The organism is Ectothiorhodospira shaposhnikovii (assembly GCF_016584105.1).
GTDB classification, from domain to species: domain Bacteria; phylum Pseudomonadota; class Gammaproteobacteria; order Ectothiorhodospirales; family Ectothiorhodospiraceae; genus Ectothiorhodospira; species Ectothiorhodospira shaposhnikovii.
Window position 1 is genome coordinate 65492 of the sequence record NZ_NRSM01000014.1, and the last position, 19157, is coordinate 84648.

The 19157-nt window shown below is 58.9% G+C and carries 18 protein-coding genes; 5 read left to right on the plus strand and 13 right to left on the minus strand.

The genetic code is table 11. From position 1 onward, the window contains the following. Positions 1 to 33: 33 nt before the first annotated feature. Positions 34 to 978 (plus strand): GGDEF domain-containing response regulator, encoded by a 945-nt coding sequence (locus tag CKO35_RS09660; RefSeq protein ID WP_200175252.1) that lies wholly within the window; start codon positions 34 to 36, stop codon positions 976 to 978. An 86-nt stretch (positions 979 to 1064) separates the two neighbouring features. Here CKO35_RS09660 and grxD read toward each other — a convergent pair whose 3' ends face one another. Together grxD and CKO35_RS09670 are read right to left on the minus strand one after the other, a co-directional pair. Beyond that, positions 1065 to 1388 carry a Grx4 family monothiol glutaredoxin gene (gene grxD / locus CKO35_RS09665; protein ID WP_200175254.1) on the minus strand — a complete coding sequence of 108 codons (324 nt, stop codon included), beginning with the start codon at positions 1386 to 1388 and terminating at the stop codon, positions 1065 to 1067. A 235-nt stretch (positions 1389 to 1623) separates the two neighbouring features. Further along, on the minus strand, positions 1624 to 3405 hold the full coding sequence (locus CKO35_RS09670) for an N-acetylglutaminylglutamine amidotransferase (protein ID WP_200175256.1): 1782 nt from the start codon (positions 3403 to 3405) through the stop codon (positions 1624 to 1626). A gap of 205 nt (positions 3406 to 3610) precedes the next feature. Between CKO35_RS09670 and CKO35_RS09675 the strand changes: the two genes are divergently transcribed. Continuing rightward, on the plus strand, positions 3611 to 5125 hold the full coding sequence (locus tag CKO35_RS09675) for a fumarate hydratase (RefSeq protein WP_200175258.1): 1515 nt from the start codon (positions 3611 to 3613) through the stop codon (positions 5123 to 5125). A gap of 65 nt (positions 5126 to 5190) precedes the next feature. Here the strand turns inward: CKO35_RS09675 and CKO35_RS09680 are convergent, their stop codons facing one another. The 7 genes from CKO35_RS09680 to CKO35_RS09710 all read right to left on the minus strand — a co-directional run bounded on the left by CKO35_RS09680 (position 5191) and on the right by CKO35_RS09710 (position 10363). Then, on the minus strand, positions 5191 to 5646 hold the full coding sequence (locus tag CKO35_RS09680; protein ID WP_200175260.1) for a hypothetical protein: 456 nt from the start codon (positions 5644 to 5646) through the stop codon (positions 5191 to 5193). A gap of 20 nt (positions 5647 to 5666) precedes the next feature. Continuing rightward, positions 5667 to 6578, minus strand: a complete 912-nt coding sequence (locus CKO35_RS09685) for a TIGR01777 family oxidoreductase (protein WP_200175262.1) — start codon at positions 6576 to 6578, stop codon at positions 5667 to 5669. Between the two features lie 46 nt (positions 6579 to 6624). Continuing rightward, positions 6625 to 6786, minus strand: coding sequence for a hypothetical protein (locus CKO35_RS09690; protein WP_200175264.1), 162 nt, complete (start codon positions 6784 to 6786; stop codon positions 6625 to 6627). Between the two features lie 98 nt (positions 6787 to 6884). After that, the gene (locus CKO35_RS09695; protein ID WP_008932875.1) at positions 6885 to 7265 is read right to left on the minus strand and encodes a YajD family HNH nuclease; all 381 of its coding nucleotides are present in this window, start codon (positions 7263 to 7265) and stop codon (positions 6885 to 6887) included. Positions 7266 to 7299: 34 nt separating this feature from the next. Next, positions 7300 to 9024 carry a potassium channel family protein gene (locus CKO35_RS09700; protein WP_200175266.1) on the minus strand — a complete coding sequence of 575 codons (1725 nt, stop codon included), beginning with the start codon at positions 9022 to 9024 and terminating at the stop codon, positions 7300 to 7302. Between the two features lie 20 nt (positions 9025 to 9044). Further along, positions 9045 to 9428: a DUF6394 family protein gene (locus CKO35_RS09705; protein ID WP_200175268.1), complete on the minus strand. Its 384-nt coding sequence runs from the start codon at positions 9426 to 9428 to the stop codon at positions 9045 to 9047. Positions 9429 to 9457: 29 nt separating this feature from the next. After that, positions 9458 to 10363, minus strand: a complete 906-nt coding sequence (locus tag CKO35_RS09710) for a response regulator (protein ID WP_200175270.1) — start codon at positions 10361 to 10363, stop codon at positions 9458 to 9460. 177 nt (positions 10364 to 10540) lie between these two features. Here CKO35_RS09710 and CKO35_RS09715 point away from each other — a divergent pair, with 177 nt between their 5' ends. From CKO35_RS09715 to CKO35_RS09725, 3 genes are read left to right on the plus strand one after another with little or no spacing between them, the layout of a single operon-like run. Next, complete coding sequence (locus CKO35_RS09715; protein WP_200175272.1) at positions 10541 to 10945, plus strand: hypothetical protein; 405 nt, start codon at positions 10541 to 10543, stop codon at positions 10943 to 10945. 11 nt (positions 10946 to 10956) lie between these two features. Further along, a complete protein-coding gene (locus tag CKO35_RS09720; RefSeq protein WP_200175274.1) occupies positions 10957 to 12807 on the plus strand; it encodes a P-loop NTPase family protein in 1851 nt (616 codons plus the stop codon). Further along, the gene (locus CKO35_RS09725; RefSeq protein WP_200175276.1) at positions 12780 to 13340 is read left to right on the plus strand and encodes an arsenate reductase/protein-tyrosine-phosphatase family protein; all 561 of its coding nucleotides are present in this window, start codon (positions 12780 to 12782) and stop codon (positions 13338 to 13340) included. The genes CKO35_RS09720 and CKO35_RS09725 overlap by 28 nt, the downstream gene beginning before the upstream one ends. Here the strand turns inward: CKO35_RS09725 and CKO35_RS09730 are convergent. The 4 genes from CKO35_RS09730 to CKO35_RS09745 form a co-directional block, all read right to left on the minus strand. Next, on the minus strand, positions 13337 to 13963 hold the full coding sequence (locus CKO35_RS09730; protein ID WP_242467129.1) for a response regulator: 627 nt from the start codon (positions 13961 to 13963) through the stop codon (positions 13337 to 13339). The two genes, CKO35_RS09725 and CKO35_RS09730, sit on opposite strands and share 4 nt — an antisense overlap. Then, on the minus strand, positions 13963 to 14475 hold the full coding sequence (locus CKO35_RS09735; protein ID WP_200175285.1) for a response regulator: 513 nt from the start codon (positions 14473 to 14475) through the stop codon (positions 13963 to 13965). Before CKO35_RS09735 ends, CKO35_RS09730 begins: the two co-directional genes overlap by 1 nt. A 188-nt stretch (positions 14476 to 14663) precedes the next feature. Further along, entirely contained in the window at positions 14664 to 16706 is a 2043-nt protein-coding gene (locus CKO35_RS09740) for a GAF domain-containing hybrid sensor histidine kinase/response regulator (protein WP_200175287.1), read from the minus strand. 350 nt (positions 16707 to 17056) lie between these two features. Continuing rightward, entirely contained in the window at positions 17057 to 19108 is a 2052-nt protein-coding gene (locus tag CKO35_RS09745; RefSeq protein ID WP_200175289.1) for an ATP-binding protein, read from the minus strand. Positions 19109 to 19157 lie beyond the last annotated feature (49 nt).

Below are 19157 nucleotides of genomic sequence, written 5' to 3' on the forward strand. Positions count from 1 at the left end.
AGCTGGGTGACGCATCAACAACGAGAGGCTCTCATGCCACCGCCGCCGCTCTCCATTCTGGTTGTTGACGATATGCAGTACAGTCGGACCGTGCTCAGAAATACCCTGGAGCGAATTGGTTATGATGATGTCCGGCTGGCGGGCTCGGCGCAGGAGGCCCAGGATGCACTGGCACAGCGCCGGGCGGACGTGGTCATTGTCGACTGGGTGATGCCGGAGATGAACGGGCTGGAACTTGCTTCCGCCATTCGCCTGCATGACGAGGAAGCCGACCGTTACACCTCCATCATCCTGTTCACATCAAAAGATGAAGACACGGCCATGCTCAAGGCCTTTCACCAGGGCGTTGACGACTTTCTGACCAAACCGATTCATGACATCCACCTGGCGGCACGCATCTATGCCGCCGGGCGGATTGCCATGCTGCAGAATCGCCTGATAGAAACCTCATCAGCACTGGAAACCGCAAACCGCCTGCTGGAGCATCAGTCCACCGCAGACCCCATCACGGGCCTGGGTAACCAGCGCGCCCTGAATCAGCGCTTAGAAGCCCTGGTACTGGAAACCCAGGCCCGCGCAGGCGGGTTCTGCCTGGCCCTGGTCAGCCTGGACCAGGAAGATGATGATCAACAGAGCGACCTCAGCGCAGAGGTCCTGGTGGGGTTCGCCAAGCGCCTGCGGTTGGCCGTGCGCCCCACCGATCTGGTGGCCAGAATTGCGGAAGAGGAATTCGCCCTGTTGATGCATGTCCACTCACCACAGGACTTCAATCGGGACCTCTTCAAGCGGGTACTGGCCAGCATCACCCAGGACGGCATCCAGACCTCTGAAGGCCCCATTGCCATCAAGGTATCCATCGGTGCCCATTTCCATCATTCAGAGCAGCGGCTGATGACCATCCGGGACCTCATGAAACAGGTTCGGATCAATCTGGAAAAGGCTCGCCATCAAAGCAGTACCCATGTCGTGGTCACCTAGCCACACCCCTGGGAAATGTCCAGACCGGCACCGTGCGCCCCTCATCCCGGGGGCGACCGGCCTGGCTTGGCATGGGGGATGAATTCCTAGTCGCCGCTCCCCGCGGCCTCCTTGACCATATTCTGCAACTCCCCGGACTCGAACATCTCCAGAGTGATGTCGCAGCCGCCGATCAGCTCACCCTTGATGTAGATCTGCGGAAACGTGGGCCAGTCGGCAAAGCCGGGCAACGCCTGCATGATCTCCTGATCCGCCAGGACATTCACATAGGCAAAGGGTGCCCCGCAGGCCTTGAGTGCGGTGGCGGCACGGTTGGAGAAGCCGCACATGGGAAACTGGGGCGTCCCCTTCATGTAAATGATGACGGGGTTTTCCTCCACCTGCTGCCTGATACGATCCAGAGCGTCCACTTCGTTTGACCTCGTGTTTATGAAAAGCCCCAGCCGGGGCAAATTCGGTCACTCCCGCGACAGCGGGAGTCCAGCTTTTTCAGACTGCGACCGGATTCCCGCCTGCGCGGGAATGACTCCATTCAAATGGAAAGTGAATTCCACATGAAAATGAACTGATTCAACACACCACTGACCGATTAAACCTGGTTGGACATCAGAACATGACCATTGGTTTGTTCCCGGGCGCCGGCGTCTAGCCGGCGTGGATCCCCTGGCGCTGCAACCAGAATTCCAGCAGGGCCAGATGCCAGAGCTTGCTGCCCTGGATGCGGGTCAGGTGCTGCTCCGGGGCCTTGAGCAGGGTCTCCACATACTCCCGCTGGTAAAGTCCCCGCTCCCGGCAGGCCCGGGAATTCAGGATGTCGCCCATGAAGTCCAGAAACTCCCCGCGCACGTACTTGAGGGCCGGTAGCGGGAAATACCCCTTGGGACGATCGATGACCGCATCGGGCAACAACCCCCGGGCAATCTGCTTGAGCACGCCCTTGCCGCCCTGGGCCAGCTTCAGCGCCGGCGGCATGCGGGCCGCCAGCTCCACCAGTTCATGATCCAGGAACGGCACCCGGGCCTCCAGCCCCCAGGCCATGGTCATGTTGTCCACCCGCTTGACCGGATCATCCACCACCAGGGTGGTGACATCCAGACGCAGCACCGCATCCAGGAAGGTGTCCGCGCCCGGCTCGTTCAGGGCCGCCTCGATCAACAGGGCCGTGTGATCCTCCCCCACCAGGGCCGGGTTCACCATGCAGGCAAACTCGGGCTGGTCGCGGTCGAAATAGTGCCGGCGGAAGCGTTCCACCAGGGTCCCTTCCGTCTCCGCCGCCATGCGCGGATACCAGAAATACCCGGCAAAGACCTCATCGGCCCCCTGCCCCGACTGCACCACCTTCACGTGCCGGGAGACCTGCTCCGACAGTAGGTAGAAGGCTACCGCATCCTGCCCCACCATGGGTTCGGCCATCTGGTCCACGGCCTCGGGCAGACGGGCCAGAACCTGGTCATTGGGCACATGGAAGCGGTGATGATCGGTGGCATAGCGCTCGGCCACCGGGTCGGAAAACTCGAATTCGCTGCCCTTCTCCTCGGGCTGATCCTCAAACCCCACGGTGAAGGTCTTCAGCCCCGTCGCCCCCGACTCCGCCAGCAGGGCCACCAGCAGACTGGAATCCAGGCCGCCGGAAAGCAGCACCCCCACCGGCACGTCGGAAATCTCCAGGCGCCGCTTGACCGAGCGCCGCAGGGCATCATGCACGGCCTCGGTCCAGGCTTCCGGGGTCTGGTCCCGGTCGGGGCGGGTAGCCTCCAGCTGCCAGTAGCGCTGCAGCCGGGTACGGCCGTCCTGCTCCACGGTGAGGGTATGGCCGGGCTGCAGCTTTCTCACACCCTTGAACAGGGTGCGGGGGGCGGGCACCACCGCATGCAGGGTGAAGTGATGATGCAAGGCCACCGGATCAATGTCCGTATCCACCTCCCCCGCGGCCAGCAGGGCCTGGATGTTGGAGGCAAAGCGCAGGCGCCGGTCGGTGTGACTGTAGTAAAGGGGCTTGATGCCCATGCGGTCCCGGGCCATGAACAGGCGCCGCCGACGCAGATCCCAGACCGCAAAGGCAAACATGCCGTGAAAGCGCTTGACGCAGTCCTCGCCCCAGGCATGGTAGGCCTTGAGGATGACCTCGGTGTCGCCGCTGGAAAAGAACCGGTAGCGATCTTCCAGCTCCCGACGCAGCTCGCGGAAGTTATAGATCGTGCCGTTGAAGACCACCGCCAGCCCCAGATCGGGATCCAGCATGGGCTGGTTGGCCCGTTCGGACAGATCCAGGATGGACAGGCGGCGATGCCCCATGGCCAGGGGGCCGTCGGAATAACTGCCTTCGTGATCCGGACCACGGCGACGCAACCGATCCAGCATGCGCCGGATGGACTCAAGATCAGGGAGGGATTCGTTGAAATTCAGTTCGCCGCAGATGCCGCACATGGAGGTCGTCAGGGATCCTTGCAATGGAGATGTCGTACATCAATGTTCACACAATACAGGAGATGGGGGCGAATTGGACACGCTCAAGCCCCGTGTCGAGCCGGATCAGGAGAGCCGGAGCGTTCCTTCCGGCGGCAAGACATGACGCGCGGACCGCATCGGGATAAGATGCGCGGCTCAACGCAGACACTTGCCGGAGTTCTCCATGTCCGTCATCCGCCAGGAAGACCTGATCCAGAGCATTGCCGATGCCTTTCAGTTCATCAGCTACTACCATCCCCAGGATTATATCCAGGCCCTGACCGCCGCCTATGAGCGCGAGGCATCTCCCGCGGCCCGGGATGCCATGGCCCAGATCCTGATCAACTCCCGCATGTGCGCCGAAGGCCATCGCCCGATCTGTCAGGACACCGGCATCGCCCTGGTCTTCCTCAAGGTGGGCATGGACGTGCGCTGGGAGGCGGACATGAGCCTGCAGGCCATGGTGGACGAAGGAGTGAGACGGGCCTACCAACATCCGGACAACACCCTGCGGGCCTCGGTGCTGCTGGATCCGGCCGGTGACCGCCGGAACTCCCGCGACAATACCCCGGCGGTGGTGCACATGGAGATCGTGCCGGGAGATCACCTGGAAGTGATCTGCGCCGCCAAGGGCGGCGGTTCCGAGAACAAGTCCAAGCTGGCCATGCTCAACCCCTCCGATTCCATCGTCGACTGGGTGCTCAAGACCGTGCCCACCATGGGCGCCGGCTGGTGCCCGCCGGGCATTCTGGGACTGGGCATCGGCGGCACACCGGAAAAGGCCATGCTGCTGGCCAAGGAATCCCTCATGGCCCCGGTGGACATCCATGAACTGATCGCCCGCGGCCCGCAAAACCGGGTGGAAGCACTGCGCCTGGAGCTGTACGAGAAGGTCAACGCCCTGGGCATCGGCGCCCAGGGGCTGGGTGGCCTGACCACGGTGCTGGACGTGAAGATTCTGGACTATCCCACCCATGCGGCCTCCCTGCCCGTGGCCATGATCCCCAACTGCGCCGCCACCCGCCATGTGCATTTCCACCTGGACGGCAGCGGCCCGGCGGTCCTTACGCCGCCCTCCCTGGAGGACTGGCCGCAACTGGAGTACGACGCCTCCAAGGGCAAGCGGGTGAACCTGGACACCATCACCCGGGAAGACGTGGCCGGCTGGCAGCCGGGCGACGTGCTGCTGCTCAACGGCCGCCTGCTCACCGGCCGGGACGCGGCCCACAAGCGGCTCACCCAGATGCTGGACGAGGGCAAGCCCCTGCCGGTGGATTTTGCCAACCGCTTCATCTACTACGTGGGCCCGGTGGGCCCGGTCCGGGATGAGGTCATGGGACCGGCCGGCCCCACCACCGCCACCCGCATGGACAAGTTCACCCGCCAGATGCTGGAACAGACCGGCCTGCTGGGCATGGTGGGCAAGGCGGAACGGGGTCCGGCGGCCATTGAGGCCATCAAGGACAACCAGGCGGTCTATCTCATGGCCGTGGGCGGTGCCGCCTACCTGGTTTCCAAGGCCATCCAGGCCTCCCGCGTGGTGGCCTTCGAGGACCTGGGCATGGAGGCCATCTACGAGTTCGAGGTCAAGGACATGCCCGTGACCGTGGCGGTGGACAGCCGGGGCACCTCGGTGCATGAGACCGGACCGAAGGAATGGCGCGGACGCATCGGCAAGATCCCCGTCCTGGAAGGCTGACAGTCGCCCGGCGAGGCTCGAAACACCCCTCTCCCGGTTTTTGGGAGAGGGGTTGGAGTACCTGACTACGGCGCATCCGGCGGCGGACCTTCCGCCAGCCCGTAGAACCGTGCCACCCGCACCGCAAAATCATAGATGGGTTGCGGCGATGCCGCGTCGGGCATGCCGTCGATGATCTTGCGCCCGTCCCGCAGGTTCAGACAGACCACATAGCGATGCCCTCGATGGAAGGGGTAACGCTCGATGCTGATGCGCTCCACACTGGCCAGTTCATGTTCCAGGTACTGGCTTCGACCAAAGGGCCGCCAGTGCTGGACATCGACCCTGGCCGGCGAATGCTGGAAACGATAGACGGATACCGGCGACAACCGCCACAGGGAGGTGATCAGCATGCCCACCAGCACCAGCAGCACCGCCAGACTGGCCAGGGGCGGCACATGCCCACCGACGAACTCCCGGGCGAAGAAACTGCCGTAGACCACCAGCGCGACGATGGGCAGTCCCAGGATCAGGACTGCCATGGGGTCCCAGTGGCGAATAATCATCGGGATGCGATCTCGTGCATGGCCTTGTCGATGCCCGGATACAGGAACTCATACCCCGCCTCCAGCAACTTGTCGCCGGCGATGGTCTGGGAGTCCAGCACCACCGTGGACATCTCCCCCAGGGCCGTGCGCAGCATGAAGGCCGGCGCCGCCACCACCGCGGGACGGCCCAGGGCATGGCCCAGGGATCTGGAGAACTCCCGGTTGCTCACCGGCTCCGGCGCCACCGCATTGTAGACACCGAACATGGCGTCATCGGTCAGGGCACGATTGATGACACCGACCACATCTTCCAGGTGAATCCAGCTCATGATCTGACTACCGTCGGAAACGGGGCCGCCCAGTCCCATCTTGAACACCGGCAGCAGTTTCGCGATCACGCCACCGTCCCGCCCCAGCACCACGCCGAAGCGCAGGATCACCACACGACTGCGGGGATTGAGATGGCCGGCCTCCTCTTCCCACTGACGGCAGATATCCGGCAGGAATCCGTCACCAGGCTCGCTGTCCTCGGTCAGACGATCCGGCAGGTTGACCGGGTAATAACCGATGGCGGAGGCGGAGACCAGCACCTTGCACTGGGGGGCATGTTCGTTGAGACCTTCCACCAGTTGCCGGGTGGGCTCGATGCGTGAATTGAAGATGCGTTTCTTCTGCTCCGGACTCCAGCGGCGGCTGGCCAGACTCTCCCCCACCAGATTCACCGCCCCGTCCACTCCCTCGAAGGCCTCATCCGGTATGGAGGAACGGGTATCCCACTGGATGAACTGACAGCCCGCTGTCCCAAGCCTGCGCCGGGCGCCGGACACATTGCGGGTCAGCACCACGCATTCATAGTCCTGGGAAACCAGGCGCCTGATCAGATGGGACCCCACAAAGCCAGTGCCCCCGGTGATGAGGATTTTCATGCCTTCTCCATTCGATCAGTCAGTGGCCCGACAGGACGCTTCCCCGTCAGTCCTGTTTTTGGTTGTCGGATGTCTTCTGTTCCTCGGCCCGGCGGCGGTCCCGCTCCTCCCGATCCCGACGCAGGGAGCCAAATTGCCAGATGGCAAAAGCCACCACCGCGCCGATGATCAGCAGGCCTTCAAACATCTTGAACGTCGAGGCTTCCACGGTATGTCCTCCGGTCTTGGGGGCCACGGGTACGGGCCACGCCCCATGGTCTGAAAAACTACGCCGGGAACCGCACCCGGTCAACCGGTGGGCGTGCCTCAGTCCTTGCCCTTGAGCAGATCCCCCAGGGCCGCAAAGGGGTTATGGGTAGCCTCCTTGCCGGTGCCGCCGGCGCCCGCCCCACCCCCGTGGCCAGACATGGCCTCGGTCAGACGCTGATGCTCGTTGTCGTGGCAGTACACGCACAGCAGCTCCCAGTTGGAACCATCCTGGGGATTGTTGTCGTGATTGTGATCCCGATGATGCACCGTCAGTTCACGGACATTGCCGTGATCGAAGGTACGCCCGCAACGTCCGCAGACCCAGGGGTACATCTTCAGGGCCTTGGCCCGGTAACCCTGCTCCCGCGCCGCCTGTTCCTTGTGGCTGTTGGCCACGATCTGATCCAGACGCTGTCTGGAGGATGAATTAGACGCCATCTCACACCTCGAAAAAACCTGAAAATCCCTGCCGTCAGCGATCCCGATCCGGGCCTGCCGCCGGCTCGGGACGCCCCATGCCCAGCATACGCCAGATCCAGCCATCCGGGCGATTGTCACCGGTCACAAGATAGCGCAGGGCCTGCTGATCACGCAGCAGATGATGTAGATAGTCCGCGGCACGGGGGCGGCCGCAGAGCAGGAGCCGATCGCCCTGTTCGATGAGGGTGTCCTCCGATGGCGTCAATCTCTCTTCTCCTCCCCGGCAAAGCATCAGGGGCACGCAGTTGAGGATCGCATAGCGTGCCTGACCAGCCTCCAGCAATTGCCCCAAGGTGACCGGATGGCCTTCACGGATCAGGGCATGCAGCGCAGGCGCCCCCTTGGCCGTGACGTGTACCCGCCAGACTTCGGGCACCCGCTCGTCTGTCACCCCGCTGATCCGGCTAAGGAGTTCATTGGCCCAGGCTTCACCCCGACCCAGGCTCAGCAGCAGAAAACGGGCCAGCAGGGGATTGCCCAGATGGGCCAGTATGGACTCCACGATCATCTCGCTGGAGCGCATGACCAGAGCCGGCCGTGCCGCATCGAACAGGTCCTGATTGTCGCAATGATTCTGACGGGCAATCATGAACAGATCCGGCTTCAGGTCCCGGGCCGTCATGATCACGGAGAGGTTGTTGGTGTCCTGCTCCGTCCCGGCCACCAGTCCCACGGCCTGATCAATTCCGGCAAGACGCAGGGTGTCCGCTTCGGTGCCGCGCCCCTCCACGCAGGGGCCGTCACATCCGGCACGGGAGGGATCGATCTCGATCACCACCGTGCTCAATCCCTGCGCCACCATGGCCCGCCGCACCGCCTTGCCGAAGCGCCCGAACCCCACCAGAATCCAGGTGCCCCTGGGGGGATGCACCGGTTCCTGCAGAGGGGAGCCGGGTACGCTGGTCAGCCATTCACGCAACAGATACAGCCCCGGTGATCGCAGGGCCAGTCCAAGGCGCTCACCAAAGGCATCGAAGGGGTTGATGATGTGATCGGTGCCGAAAGAGGCCATATTGTCCTCGGTGGACCGGGTATGGGCGCGGCAGATCACCGGCAACTCCGGGTTGAGCAGCTTGCTGGTGATGGCGATCTTGAGATTGGCTTCCTCGTCGTCGGTCAGGGCCACCACCCCCCGGCACAGGGGATGCAGGAGCCCCGCGGCCTTGAGATGGCGCGAGACGCTGGCATCCCCCAACAGCCCCGGCACATGCAGGGTCAGGTCCGCCAGTTCCAGATCATTGATGCGATCCGGGTCGTAGTCGATCACCACCGCATGACGCCCCCGCTGCACCATGGCCCGAACCAGCATGGAGCCGGTATCACCATGGCCGCAGACGATGTAAAACGGCTCCTTCATACGCCGCACGGCCCGGTCAAGGGCATGTGAACCGAGGGCCTGTCTGAAGGCCGGGTCCTGGATCAGGGTGAGGATCTTGCCGATGGCATAGAGCCAGGCGACGATGGTGAGATAAATGCTGAAAGTGACCCACATCCGCTGGGCATCGGTAAAGGCATGGGGCACCTCACCGAAACCGGTGGTGGTGGCGGTGTAGCTGAGGAAGTAGAAGGCGTGGAAGATGCTCATGCGCCAGGGTTCGCCCTGGTCGTCCATCCCCGGGATCAGCAGCAGGCCGACACCGGACACCGTATACGCCCCGATCAGCACCAGCAACGGGGTACGCATGCGCCGCAGGAACAGGAAGATGACCTTATTCATGGGGCCGTCCTCGACGCCGACTAGCGGCGCAGATTCACGGTGTCGATGATGACCAGTACCACCGATACGATATTGGCCAGAAGGGCCCCCGCCGCCAGGGAAACGATGCTGGCCATCATCACTGCGTCCACGCCCGTGGCACTGACATGGGCCGCGTAGGCCCACACCACCCCGGCCACCAGCAACTGCAGCACGGCCACCAGCGAACTGGCCAGCAGCAGCGCCCCGGTCTGGGTGCGGTCACCGAACTTGAGCACGGTGGCGATGAGATTCACCACGATTACCGCCAGCAGCTCATAGCTGTGGTGATGATCCGGATTGTCGAACTCTCCCAGGACGAAGCCGAAGTTCAGGGTCAGGGCCAGAAGGATGAAAAAGCTGAAGACGACTTTTTCCAGGGACATGTGTTCTCCAAATCAATGGCATGGAACGATCAGATTTCCAGCAAACTTTCGTTGGCACAAGCCTCCAGAAAACGCTCCATGCTCTCGGCCGCCCCATCAGTCAACCACAGGAAGACACGCCGGCGATCGGATGGATCACGCTCCTTCCGAACCAAGCCTCTGTTGACCAGATCCTCCACATGACGAAGGGCTGTCGTCAACGGGATCCCCGAACCGACCGCCAGGCTGGAAACATAGTCAGGCCGGTTAGCCAGCCGGGCAATCATCAGATCAACCAGAATATTCCAGGTTGCTCCAGAACACAGCTCCGGATCAAAAAAATGCGTCCGCAACGTCCTGGCCTCCGCTGACTTTTTCAGAATGCGGCTGACCCCGGCGCTGGCCAGTGCATTCTCACGCTCGCCCACGCCCATGCGGCGTGGGCCTTCGGGTGGAACCGGATCAATTTCCTCTTTTTCAGAATAGAGATAGCGCAGACGCGACTCAATCTTACTGAGCTGACCTTGCGTGATGCTCAGAACCTCCTTGAGCTGACGTTTTTCCAGGTCCCGTCGCAGGGCGCGGCGTACTGCCTTGATGAATTCCTGCTCACGGAATGGTTTGAAAAGAAAATCCACCGCTTCCATGCGAAGGGCATCCTGTACCTGATCTATCGAGGCATATCCGCTCATGAATATGATCTCGGCCCGTTCGTCCCCCTGGGAATTGGAGAGCGCCCTAACCAGATCCATACCATTCCACTCCGGCATGCGAACGTCGGAAACCAGCACTCGTATCGAGCGGTCTTCCTTGAGCATGGACAGCGCCTTGCCTGGATCCAGGGTAGTCAATGGTATGAAGCCTGCTCTGCGAATCATGATGCCAAGCTCTTCCAGAATCCCTGATTCATCATCCAGAACCAGCACTTTACTCGATTCCAATGTTTCGTAATCCACTCAGCCCCCCTGAACACCGACAACTCACGGCGCGGCGTACCATTATGCTAAAGAAAAAAACCACCAAATTATCAATCAATCTGGAAATTTTAACGAACACAAGAGATTCACTGACAGCAGCGGCGGCATTCATTAGATCCAGAATTGCAGCATCTCAAGACACATCTCTGGAGGAAGGTGCTCTACACGCAATCCAACCCCATCAACCACTCCAAAATGGAGTCATTTTTATTTCACTTTAACTCCCACTACCGGCAACCTGAAAGCTCGGAAGTGAAGGAACAGGCCATGAACCATCAAGTACACCATCCCATCAGGGAGTATCACCAAGTCGCCTCATTGCCAGTCCGGCGTGAACCGGGACCGCTTCAGGTCAATCTCATACTTCTCAATCCAGCAGCGCTCCCTGACTCGGGAGCCTGCGTGCCTGCCGGCACCAATTCGGTGCCCCCACAGCAAAGACTGGAACGACTGGATAACATGCTGGATACCCTGACAGGGCTGGCTCTTCTTTCGATTTCAATCAGCATATTGACCCTCATCGTGACTTGGAGCGCCTGGATTTCCATGCGGTTCATATAAAAATGACTGTCATGGACAACATGACCAAAGCCCCCTCCGTTAAGTCCGGCCGGATTCAGGTTTCTTCTCCGAAGACATTTTTCAATACAGGATTCCGTTCTCTGACAGGGTTCATTCCATATCCCTGGCAGTACCGCCTTTTTCAGGCGCTGATCCAGGGTAAACCACCGGGCAGGATTGACATCCCCTCCGCCTGTGGCAAGAGCGCCGTTCCCACCATATGGGTTTTGGCCGCATCCTATGACGGCCTCATGGCGACCGGCCATGTTCCAAGGCATTTCGTCCTGTTTCGCAACACCTTCAACGGCACGGACCGGGAAACCGAAAATGCCATCGCCATTGCAAAAATACTGACCACTGAAAATCTCGCCTTGGCAGCGAATACCTCATTGACTCCAGTACTGACCGGACTAAGCGTCAGTTTGAGACAACAAGGCACCCCTCCGCTGATCATCAGGGAAATTTTCCCTTACACCATTCCAAAGCACTTCGATCGTTTCCAGGAATCACCCAGCATTACCTTGCTGGACATGCCGGACTGGATGGAAAGTGGGCATGCTGAGTACCAGCCCACGCCATCAAGCCATCTGGATCACGTACTGCAGAATCAGGCATCTTGTTCCGCCTTGCTTTATTTTCCATCCGGACATTTCATTCAAAGATCCGAAAACAACAATGAGAGAAGTCACATCAACCCCATACTGACCCTTGATGAAGATGATCTTTCCTCATGCCATATACGCCGACGAGCAGCAACCCCAAGAACCATCATAGAAGAATCATGCAGCCGGGATCATCTGTTTAAGCACATCATCCAGCATGCATTGTCATTTCAAGATTCCCGCAAGACCATTTTGATCTGCCTGAACGACACGGATATTGCCGATAAAATAACACGGCATCTCTCCAGCATCATCGGCAAGTCGCGTGTCAAGATGATCTCATCCAATCAACGAAACCACGAGAGATCAGAGATTCTTGGAAACACCTACTTTCAATCCCTGTTCATGCACAGGTCAGCCTTCATCACAGAGACACATTACCTGATTTGTGTGGATCAAAGACACCAGATTGGCGATTTCGACGTAGATGCGGGTATCTTTGAGCATATCTCCGATACCGGTCAAAATTGGCGCCTTGCCAGAATCAATCGAAGCGGACGGCGTATAGAAGGAAAGGTCGTGTTTCTGCGCTGCCCTCCCCACCAGACACCTGCCGACGGCGCATCGTTGACAACCCTGGTCTGGCGGGAGCGCATTCCACCAGATCGCGACATGGACAAATGGCTGGGGTATTTCCCCATCAGGCACGAAGAGTGCCTCCGGATACCGGTCATCCAGGCGGTAACCTTTCTGCGGACCAGGCGTCACACCATGTCGGGACGCGGTATCACAGTGGTTGGCCACCAAGGCAACCTCCACGGCATCCATGAGATCGCAGAACTCATCCGTACTCCCGCCCTTCTGCGTGACCATGTTGTGATTCTGCCCTCTGACGCTGGGGGACTGGATGGCGGCCTTCTGTCAACGGCGAGCGAATCACGGGCCGAGGACCTGGCCGATGTCGACAACATCCGTGAACGCTGGACCCTGTATCGGAGAGGGCGTCACTGGCATGCCCGGCGGGTACAGTCGCATTTTCCACATCAGACCCTTCCGCTGGGAGACTCCAGCCAACAGCAGGCCATGCGCGCACTGGAAAACAAAACCGGACTGCAAATGGTTCATCAACTGCCGTGTATTCCTTCCGCACTGCATCTGGCCGGCAGCGTCAACCTGGCCTTCGATACCTGGCTTGTCCATCCGCGTATTACACCCAATCCTGAGTTGCCATCATGCCTGCACACGACCTCAACATACTGATTATCACCCGCCACGGTCAAACCTTGGGCCCTGTAGCCTCAGCCTTGTTCCGAGAAACGACCACCTTATCCAGTCAGGCTAAGGTCACCTCCGCGGCCACGATCCCTTCACACACCCTGGCACCTTCCATTCCCATGGCCAGAACGCTGTCCAAGGTAGGCATCAAACTCGAAAATTATTCAAGCATTCCGCTTACCCGTGAACTGGTGGATTCCAGTTCCCACATGCTGGCCCAGGACGATCTTCTTGCCCGCGAGTTGATCAAAAGTTTTCCCGAAGCCAGATCCAGGATCTATTTGTTAAACGAGTGGAGCCTGAGAGACATCGTTGAACCTGATCTTTCAGACCCACAGCAGATTGTGGAAACCATCACCGTTCTATCTGAAGCCATCGGCGGCTGGTGTTCCGCATTCAACCGGGAAGACCGTCAGCCCGAACCGCTTCTGAACGAACCGAATCGTCAGAAAGAACCCGGACTCATGACTCGCAGTAACGATCACAACCTCAGACAGAACAATCCAGGAAGTCACTAGATCGTCACAGGAGGAAGCACGCCTTCCTCGCAGATGGCGTTACAGATTTCCTCAAGATTTCCTGCAGGAACCAGGGTGGCAAGGAGTTCCTTGGCCTCGCCAGATGAAATCTGGCCGCTACTGGAATCGATTTGCGCGCCCAGACGTTCATCGAACAGGCGACGCCTGAGACGAGTCAATGCGGCAGCCCTAAGGATTGCCTCACGCAGGTCTGCCATCGTCACGGGTTTCAGTAGAAAATCATCCACTTTCTTGCGGAAAATACGCCGAATGAAGTCCTGGCTGACCTCGCCGGTCATCGCAATCATTGCGGGCGGCACACGTTGCCGCTCCTGGCAAAAACGTCTGATGTCGTCGATCAGAAGAAACCCATCTCTTTTAGGCATCATCAAATCAATCAGCATGCAGTCAGGATCCACACCGGAACTGAACAAGGACAATGCCTCATCCGGTGAATCCGCGGAAAGACTGTCGATACCTCGACGCTGCAGGTCCGAGATTACCTCCTGTCGAATCCCGATCTCGTCATCCACCACAAGCACCCGCAAGGGGGCTTTCGCGGCAACTGCAGAGGAATCTTGACTAGTAAGCATTGTGCAATGCTTGTCTTCCTGTACCAGCATCACTTACCTTGTCCCTGCAGGTTTTCATAATCCTGTCTTACAAGACTTAATTGAGTAATTTCCTTGAGCTGGCGGAGCGATACAGGTTTTCTCAAAAACGCAAAAGCCCCCCGACCACTGGCCTCCTCCGCCAACTGGGCACTCCCATGACCTGTAATCACCACCACTTGGGTGGCATTACGCCTCCGCCAACGCTGAAATCCCTCGTCCTTAAGCAGCTCCATTCCATTGCCATCAGGCAACCTGAGGTCGAGAAACACAATCGAAGGCGGAGGCTCTTCCAGCATTCTGCGTCGGGCCTCAGCCAGATTACCTGCATGCCAGCACAGAATACCCATCCTGGAAATGGCCGAGGCCAGTTCACTGCGTACCATGCCATCATCTTCGATGATCAGTGCCCAGCGATCCAGTTGGCTACACTTGGGCGGAGTGCTTTCTGTCGCAGGACGGGCGCTCAACTCCTGAATGAAGGCGATTTCATCGGGAGACAAAAGAGGCTTGTACAGGATCATGGGAAGACCTCACCGTGTGATCAAGCGTGCAACACGCCAGCGCCAGTGCGGCCTTAGCAACAAGACAACGCAACGTGACGGGGCTCTCATCTTCTATTCATTAGAACACCCCGACGTCCTGATTGCCCGAGATCCACATCCACAACGGAAGGACAAATACTCCGGAATGGAGCAGAATCCCAAAAGAACTAACGATCGACCTCAAACCATTTTTCGAGTTTTTTTGCCAGCTCCTTACGGGTATATGGCTTTGGCAACCAGTCATCCATTCCGGCCTCCAAATAGGCCTCCCACTGGTCCCTTGACAAGGCTGCGGTCAGGGCGATGATGGGTACACGGCGCCCGTGTTCCCCTTGTTTGCGAATCAACCGGGTGGCCAACAGGCCATTCATGACCGGCATCTGGCAATCCATCAAGACCAGATCGAATCTCGACTTGGCATGATAGTCCACCGCTTCCTTGCCATGGGCGGCGCACAGCACTGAACACCCCAGACTCTGCAAGGTCTCGGCCACCAGATCCCGGACATCGTCATTGTCCTCCGCCAGCAATATCCTGGGCCTTCTGGGCACATCCGGCTGCCGGCAAGATGCGCCCGGTGGATGCGCCAACGGGGCCAACATCTCAAACATGCCTGAAGGCTCCCGGTCCTCCAAGGCCCCTTCCTGCACATCCAGCACGAACCAGACACGGGTACCAAGGCCGGCCTTGCTCTCCAGGTGTAACCGCCCCCCCATCGCCTGGACCAGATGCTGAACGATACTCAGGCCAAGCCCTGTCCCTGTCCTTCCTTTTTCCGACACCCCGGGTACCTGAAAAAAAGGTTCGAACACCTTGCCCTGAAGTTGTCTGGAGATTCCAATGCCGGTATCCGACACACTGAAACGAAGGCGATGACACCCCACCATTGATCTGCCCACCGACTCCATTCGAACTGAACACACGATGAGACCATTGGTCGTGAACTTTATGGCATTACCCACCAGGTTCCAGATGATCTGGTGCATGCGTACCGGATCGAGCAAGACCGCAGTCGGCAGATCCGGGGCAAGATCAAGCCGCAGTTCATTGCCTCGCGATCTGGCGGAGTGTTCCAGCAGATGAATGGTTTCCTTGAGCATTTTCGGCAGCTCCACCACATCCAGATGAATCTTGAGTCTGCCGGCCTCAATCTCACTGTAATCCAGCACTTCGTTGACAATCCCTCGCAAAGACTCGCCGGATTTCACCAGCGACTTGACGTGCCGGCTCTGCCGTTCATCCAGGTTTGAACCCATCAGCAGCTCGGCAACCCCAAGCATGGCGGTAATCGGTGTGCGAAGCTCATGGCTTACCGTGGCCAGAAAACGGGATTTAGCCTCATTCGCCGCCTGGGCCTGAAGAGCCAGCCGATTGGACCGATCCCGGGACTCGACCAGCTCCCGCTGTATTTTTGCCATCTCACGCTGGCGTTGCCGACGAATCTCGGCATTTGCCATCATGTCGGCCAGCGAACGCAGCATGGTGACATCAATACGCCCCCAGTGCCTCAAGTGCCGAACCGAATCAAATCCCACCAGACCACGACAACCATCACTGCCCATGATGGGTATGCTGACCACGCTCCGGATGCCCTGGGGCGCCAGGGCCTGGCGAACGGGGTCCCCTGGAGGCAATGCCGTGACGTCAGCCACCCGATAGATCTCACCCGCCTGATGAGCCCTCACCCAAACCTCCAAACCGTCCAGGGGGTAGGACTGCAAGTTGGCTTTTTCGCTACTGATACCAGGCGCACACCATTCGTGGGTATTGCTTGCCGTGTAAGCTTCGAAATCGTAGGAAAAGATGAATGCCCGGTCTGCCTTAACCAGTTGGCCAAACTTTTCCAACGCCTCTTCCATGAGGGGGTCAAGATCAGGCTCCCTGGCGGTAATGAACCTCAGAGAGAAACGGGTAAGCAGGCGCTCGAATTCACGCCACTTCTCCAACTCTTCATTCTGTTCGCATGCCAGACAGCACTGGGCGAGCTTGTCTGCCAGGGCCGTGAAGGCTGCGCAAAACGCCATTGAAAGGCAAAGAGCCGGCTTCAGGATGAAAAGCAGTCCAAATGATGGCAGAAGAAAGACGTAATACCGGCAGGAATCAACCTCCACCATCAGGTATCCGCCAGCTTCGTGATCGTTCAACCGTTTCCAGAGCATCTCCAGCGGATACTCCTGGGTCAGACGCTGGAAAAGAGGATGCCGGACCATGTGTTCAGGTAACTCCCCACTGAATTCCCAGGAACCCTGCCCATCCCCGGCCCTTTTGAGCACAATCGCACCAAGAGAGTCCGTAACCTGAACCAGGCATTTCAGAGACCGGACAATCATGGTTTGAAGGTCGAGGCTTCGCCCGATGGATACGGAGATCCGAAGCAGAGCCTGCATCTCCAGCTCCGAGTTCAGTCCAAGGTACGCATTGCCCGGAGCACCGTCATCAGTCATCACCCTCTCCCAATCGCCGATAACGCCCCCCACCTCAGATACACTGCTCCCGGCATCACGATTCATCGCCACCGGCACCCGATTCAGTGGCAGATCTCGCCGGTAATGCCCTCAGGTCAGTGAGAACTGGAAATATCTGAAGGAATCGCGGGCAGAAAGATCGCAAAAACGGCGCCGCCATCGTGGTTACAGCATTCAATTCTTCCCCCCAGATCGCTAATGATGCCGTAACTGATGGACAGTCCAAGACCCGTCCCCTGTCCCACGGGTTTGGTGGTAAAAAACGGCTCAAAGAGATGTTCCATGACCTCCTCGGAGAGCCCTCCACCGTTGTCACGAATCTCAAGCACCGCCTCCTCCCTGCCTTCCCGGATACAGCGGTAAGTCCTGATATCCAACATCGGCACAAATTCAGTATCGCCCTGTTTGGCGGCAAGGTTGGCCCGCTCCTTCAAGGCATAACGGGCGTTGCTGACGCAGTTCAGCAAAACCTGCTCCAATGGCTGCAATTTACCTATTACCGCCACGGAGGGTGACTGGTGCGCCACCTTGACCTGTATCCCACCGACCGTCAATTGCTGCCCCACCAGAGACAGTACGCCATCGACCACTTCCACCAGGGTGATTTCCCGATCGTCCTGCTCCGAACGGCGCCCGAATACCCGCATATGGTCAATGATATCCGCTGCCCGCCGGGCCTGATCGGTAATCCGGGAAAGCCGTGCCTTCACATAACCCACAGTGGTTTGGGTAAGCCCATCCTGCTCAAGGGCTTCGAAGGCATTGTCGGCGGCAAGCTGAATCACCTGCAGGGGCTGATTCAGCTCATGGGCGACGCCCGTGGTCATTTCCCCCAGAATGGCCATTTTCGCCGCCTGAACCAATTGGGATTGGCTGTATTTGAGTTCGCTGATATCCATCATCAGGCTGATACACTCAGGCTGATCACAGGGCTCTGAATCGAGAAGGCTGATGCCGAAATACACCCACTTGAAGTGATCGGATGACTCCATGAAACGCACTTCTTCCCTGGCATGGCCCTGCAACTGCAGGAGGCGAAATAGATTCTGGAATTTCCCCCTGTCAGCGGGGTGAACCCGCTCCATCAGGGCCAGAGAATCAGGAATGGCCTTCAATCCGGTCAGTTGCTCCACCGCACCATTGCTGAACGTGGTGTTGACCATTCCATCCTGCCCCACCTGACCACACCAGATGGCGATGGGAGAGCGGTAAACCAGCCGCTCAAGCCATTGAGTCTGTCGAATGACCTGCTTGTGTTCCTTTTGAAACTCGGACACCAACTGTACCAGTGCAAGGTTCAAGGCATCAGGCTCAAGGATACGGGTCCGAATCCTCGGAATCGAAGCGCTTGCCACCCGTTGATCCACGGCATCAGCCGTCAGAACCAGTGAATGAATGAACAGGCGATTCAGCCAGGCCGCCAGCAGAATGGCAGCCACCAGCGAGGCTGAATACAATGAGAAATACCGGAAAAACCCTTCCGAAGACCAGGCCCATTCCTGGGGCACACCAAGCAAGTGGGCATGAATCAACAGTATGATTAATGGGGGCATAAGTATCATGACCACCAGGACATTGAACAGCACGGAGCCGATCGAATACACCAAAGGCCTGACGGACTGGCGAATCCGGGTGACATCGCCCACGACCAGCAGAATAATCAACGACGCGACCGCGGCAAGCACCATCCCGTTGAACAGTTGCTTGATCAACATGATGGCCGCCCCGATCTGATCCACCCGGGCCTCCCAAATGAATAAGATCCCCCAAATGGGTATGCCCACTGCGAGCCAGTACACCAGATCCGCAAACGGCAGGGTCCACCCACGGCGCTCGGCAAGCCAGCCTACCACCGCAATTTCCAGGATAAATACCGGAATGGCGAGATAGGTGTGCCAAAGAAACAGTGTCGGCAACGCCGCCAGGGCCGTTCCCAGCACTGCCCAGCGAAGACCGAAAAGAATGAACAATCCAAACCCCACCAGCAGACCGGGCAGGATCTGAATGTGGTATTCATCAGCAGGACAACAGATGACTTCGATCGGCCAGCAGTTGAGTATGGCCCCCGCCATCCCGGCCAGCACGGTGATGGCCCAGCGCTGCCAATCAGGTGTCTTCCGGACGAGCGCCTTGAGCATTGAGATCATGAAAGTTGCCCCGGTTTATCCCTTAACCGCTTGTCAAACGCCCCTGCCG

Bases quoted from the DNA above. Each gene is read 5' to 3' on its own strand.
- CKO35_RS09660 (WP_200175252.1), top strand. From the start codon at position 34: ATGCCACCGCCGCCGCTCTCCATTCTGGTTGTTGACGATATGCAGTAC.
- CKO35_RS09670 (WP_200175256.1), bottom strand. From the start codon at position 3,405: ATGTGCGGCATCTGCGGCGAACTGAATTTCAACGAATCCCTCCCTGAT.
- CKO35_RS09675 (WP_200175258.1), top strand. From the start codon at position 3,611: ATGTCCGTCATCCGCCAGGAAGACCTGATCCAGAGCATTGCCGATGCC.
- CKO35_RS09680 (WP_200175260.1), bottom strand. From the start codon at position 5,646: ATGGCAGTCCTGATCCTGGGACTGCCCATCGTCGCGCTGGTGGTCTAC.
- CKO35_RS09685 (WP_200175262.1), bottom strand. From the start codon at position 6,578: ATGAAAATCCTCATCACCGGGGGCACTGGCTTTGTGGGGTCCCATCTG.
- CKO35_RS09695 (WP_008932875.1), bottom strand. From the start codon at position 7,265: ATGGCGTCTAATTCATCCTCCAGACAGCGTCTGGATCAGATCGTGGCC.
- CKO35_RS09700 (WP_200175266.1), bottom strand. From the start codon at position 9,024: ATGAATAAGGTCATCTTCCTGTTCCTGCGGCGCATGCGTACCCCGTTG.
- CKO35_RS09705 (WP_200175268.1), bottom strand. From the start codon at position 9,428: ATGTCCCTGGAAAAAGTCGTCTTCAGCTTTTTCATCCTTCTGGCCCTG.
- CKO35_RS09720 (WP_200175274.1), top strand. From the start codon at position 10,957: ATGGACAACATGACCAAAGCCCCCTCCGTTAAGTCCGGCCGGATTCAG.
- CKO35_RS09725 (WP_200175276.1), top strand. From the start codon at position 12,780: ATGCCTGCACACGACCTCAACATACTGATTATCACCCGCCACGGTCAA.
- CKO35_RS09730 (WP_242467129.1), bottom strand. From the start codon at position 13,963: ATGCTGGTACAGGAAGACAAGCATTGCACAATGCTTACTAGTCAAGAT.
- CKO35_RS09735 (WP_200175285.1), bottom strand. From the start codon at position 14,475: ATGATCCTGTACAAGCCTCTTTTGTCTCCCGATGAAATCGCCTTCATT.
- CKO35_RS09740 (WP_200175287.1), bottom strand. From the start codon at position 16,706: ATGGTCCGGCATCCTCTTTTCCAGCGTCTGACCCAGGAGTATCCGCTG.
- CKO35_RS09745 (WP_200175289.1), bottom strand. From the start codon at position 19,108: ATGATCTCAATGCTCAAGGCGCTCGTCCGGAAGACACCTGATTGGCAG.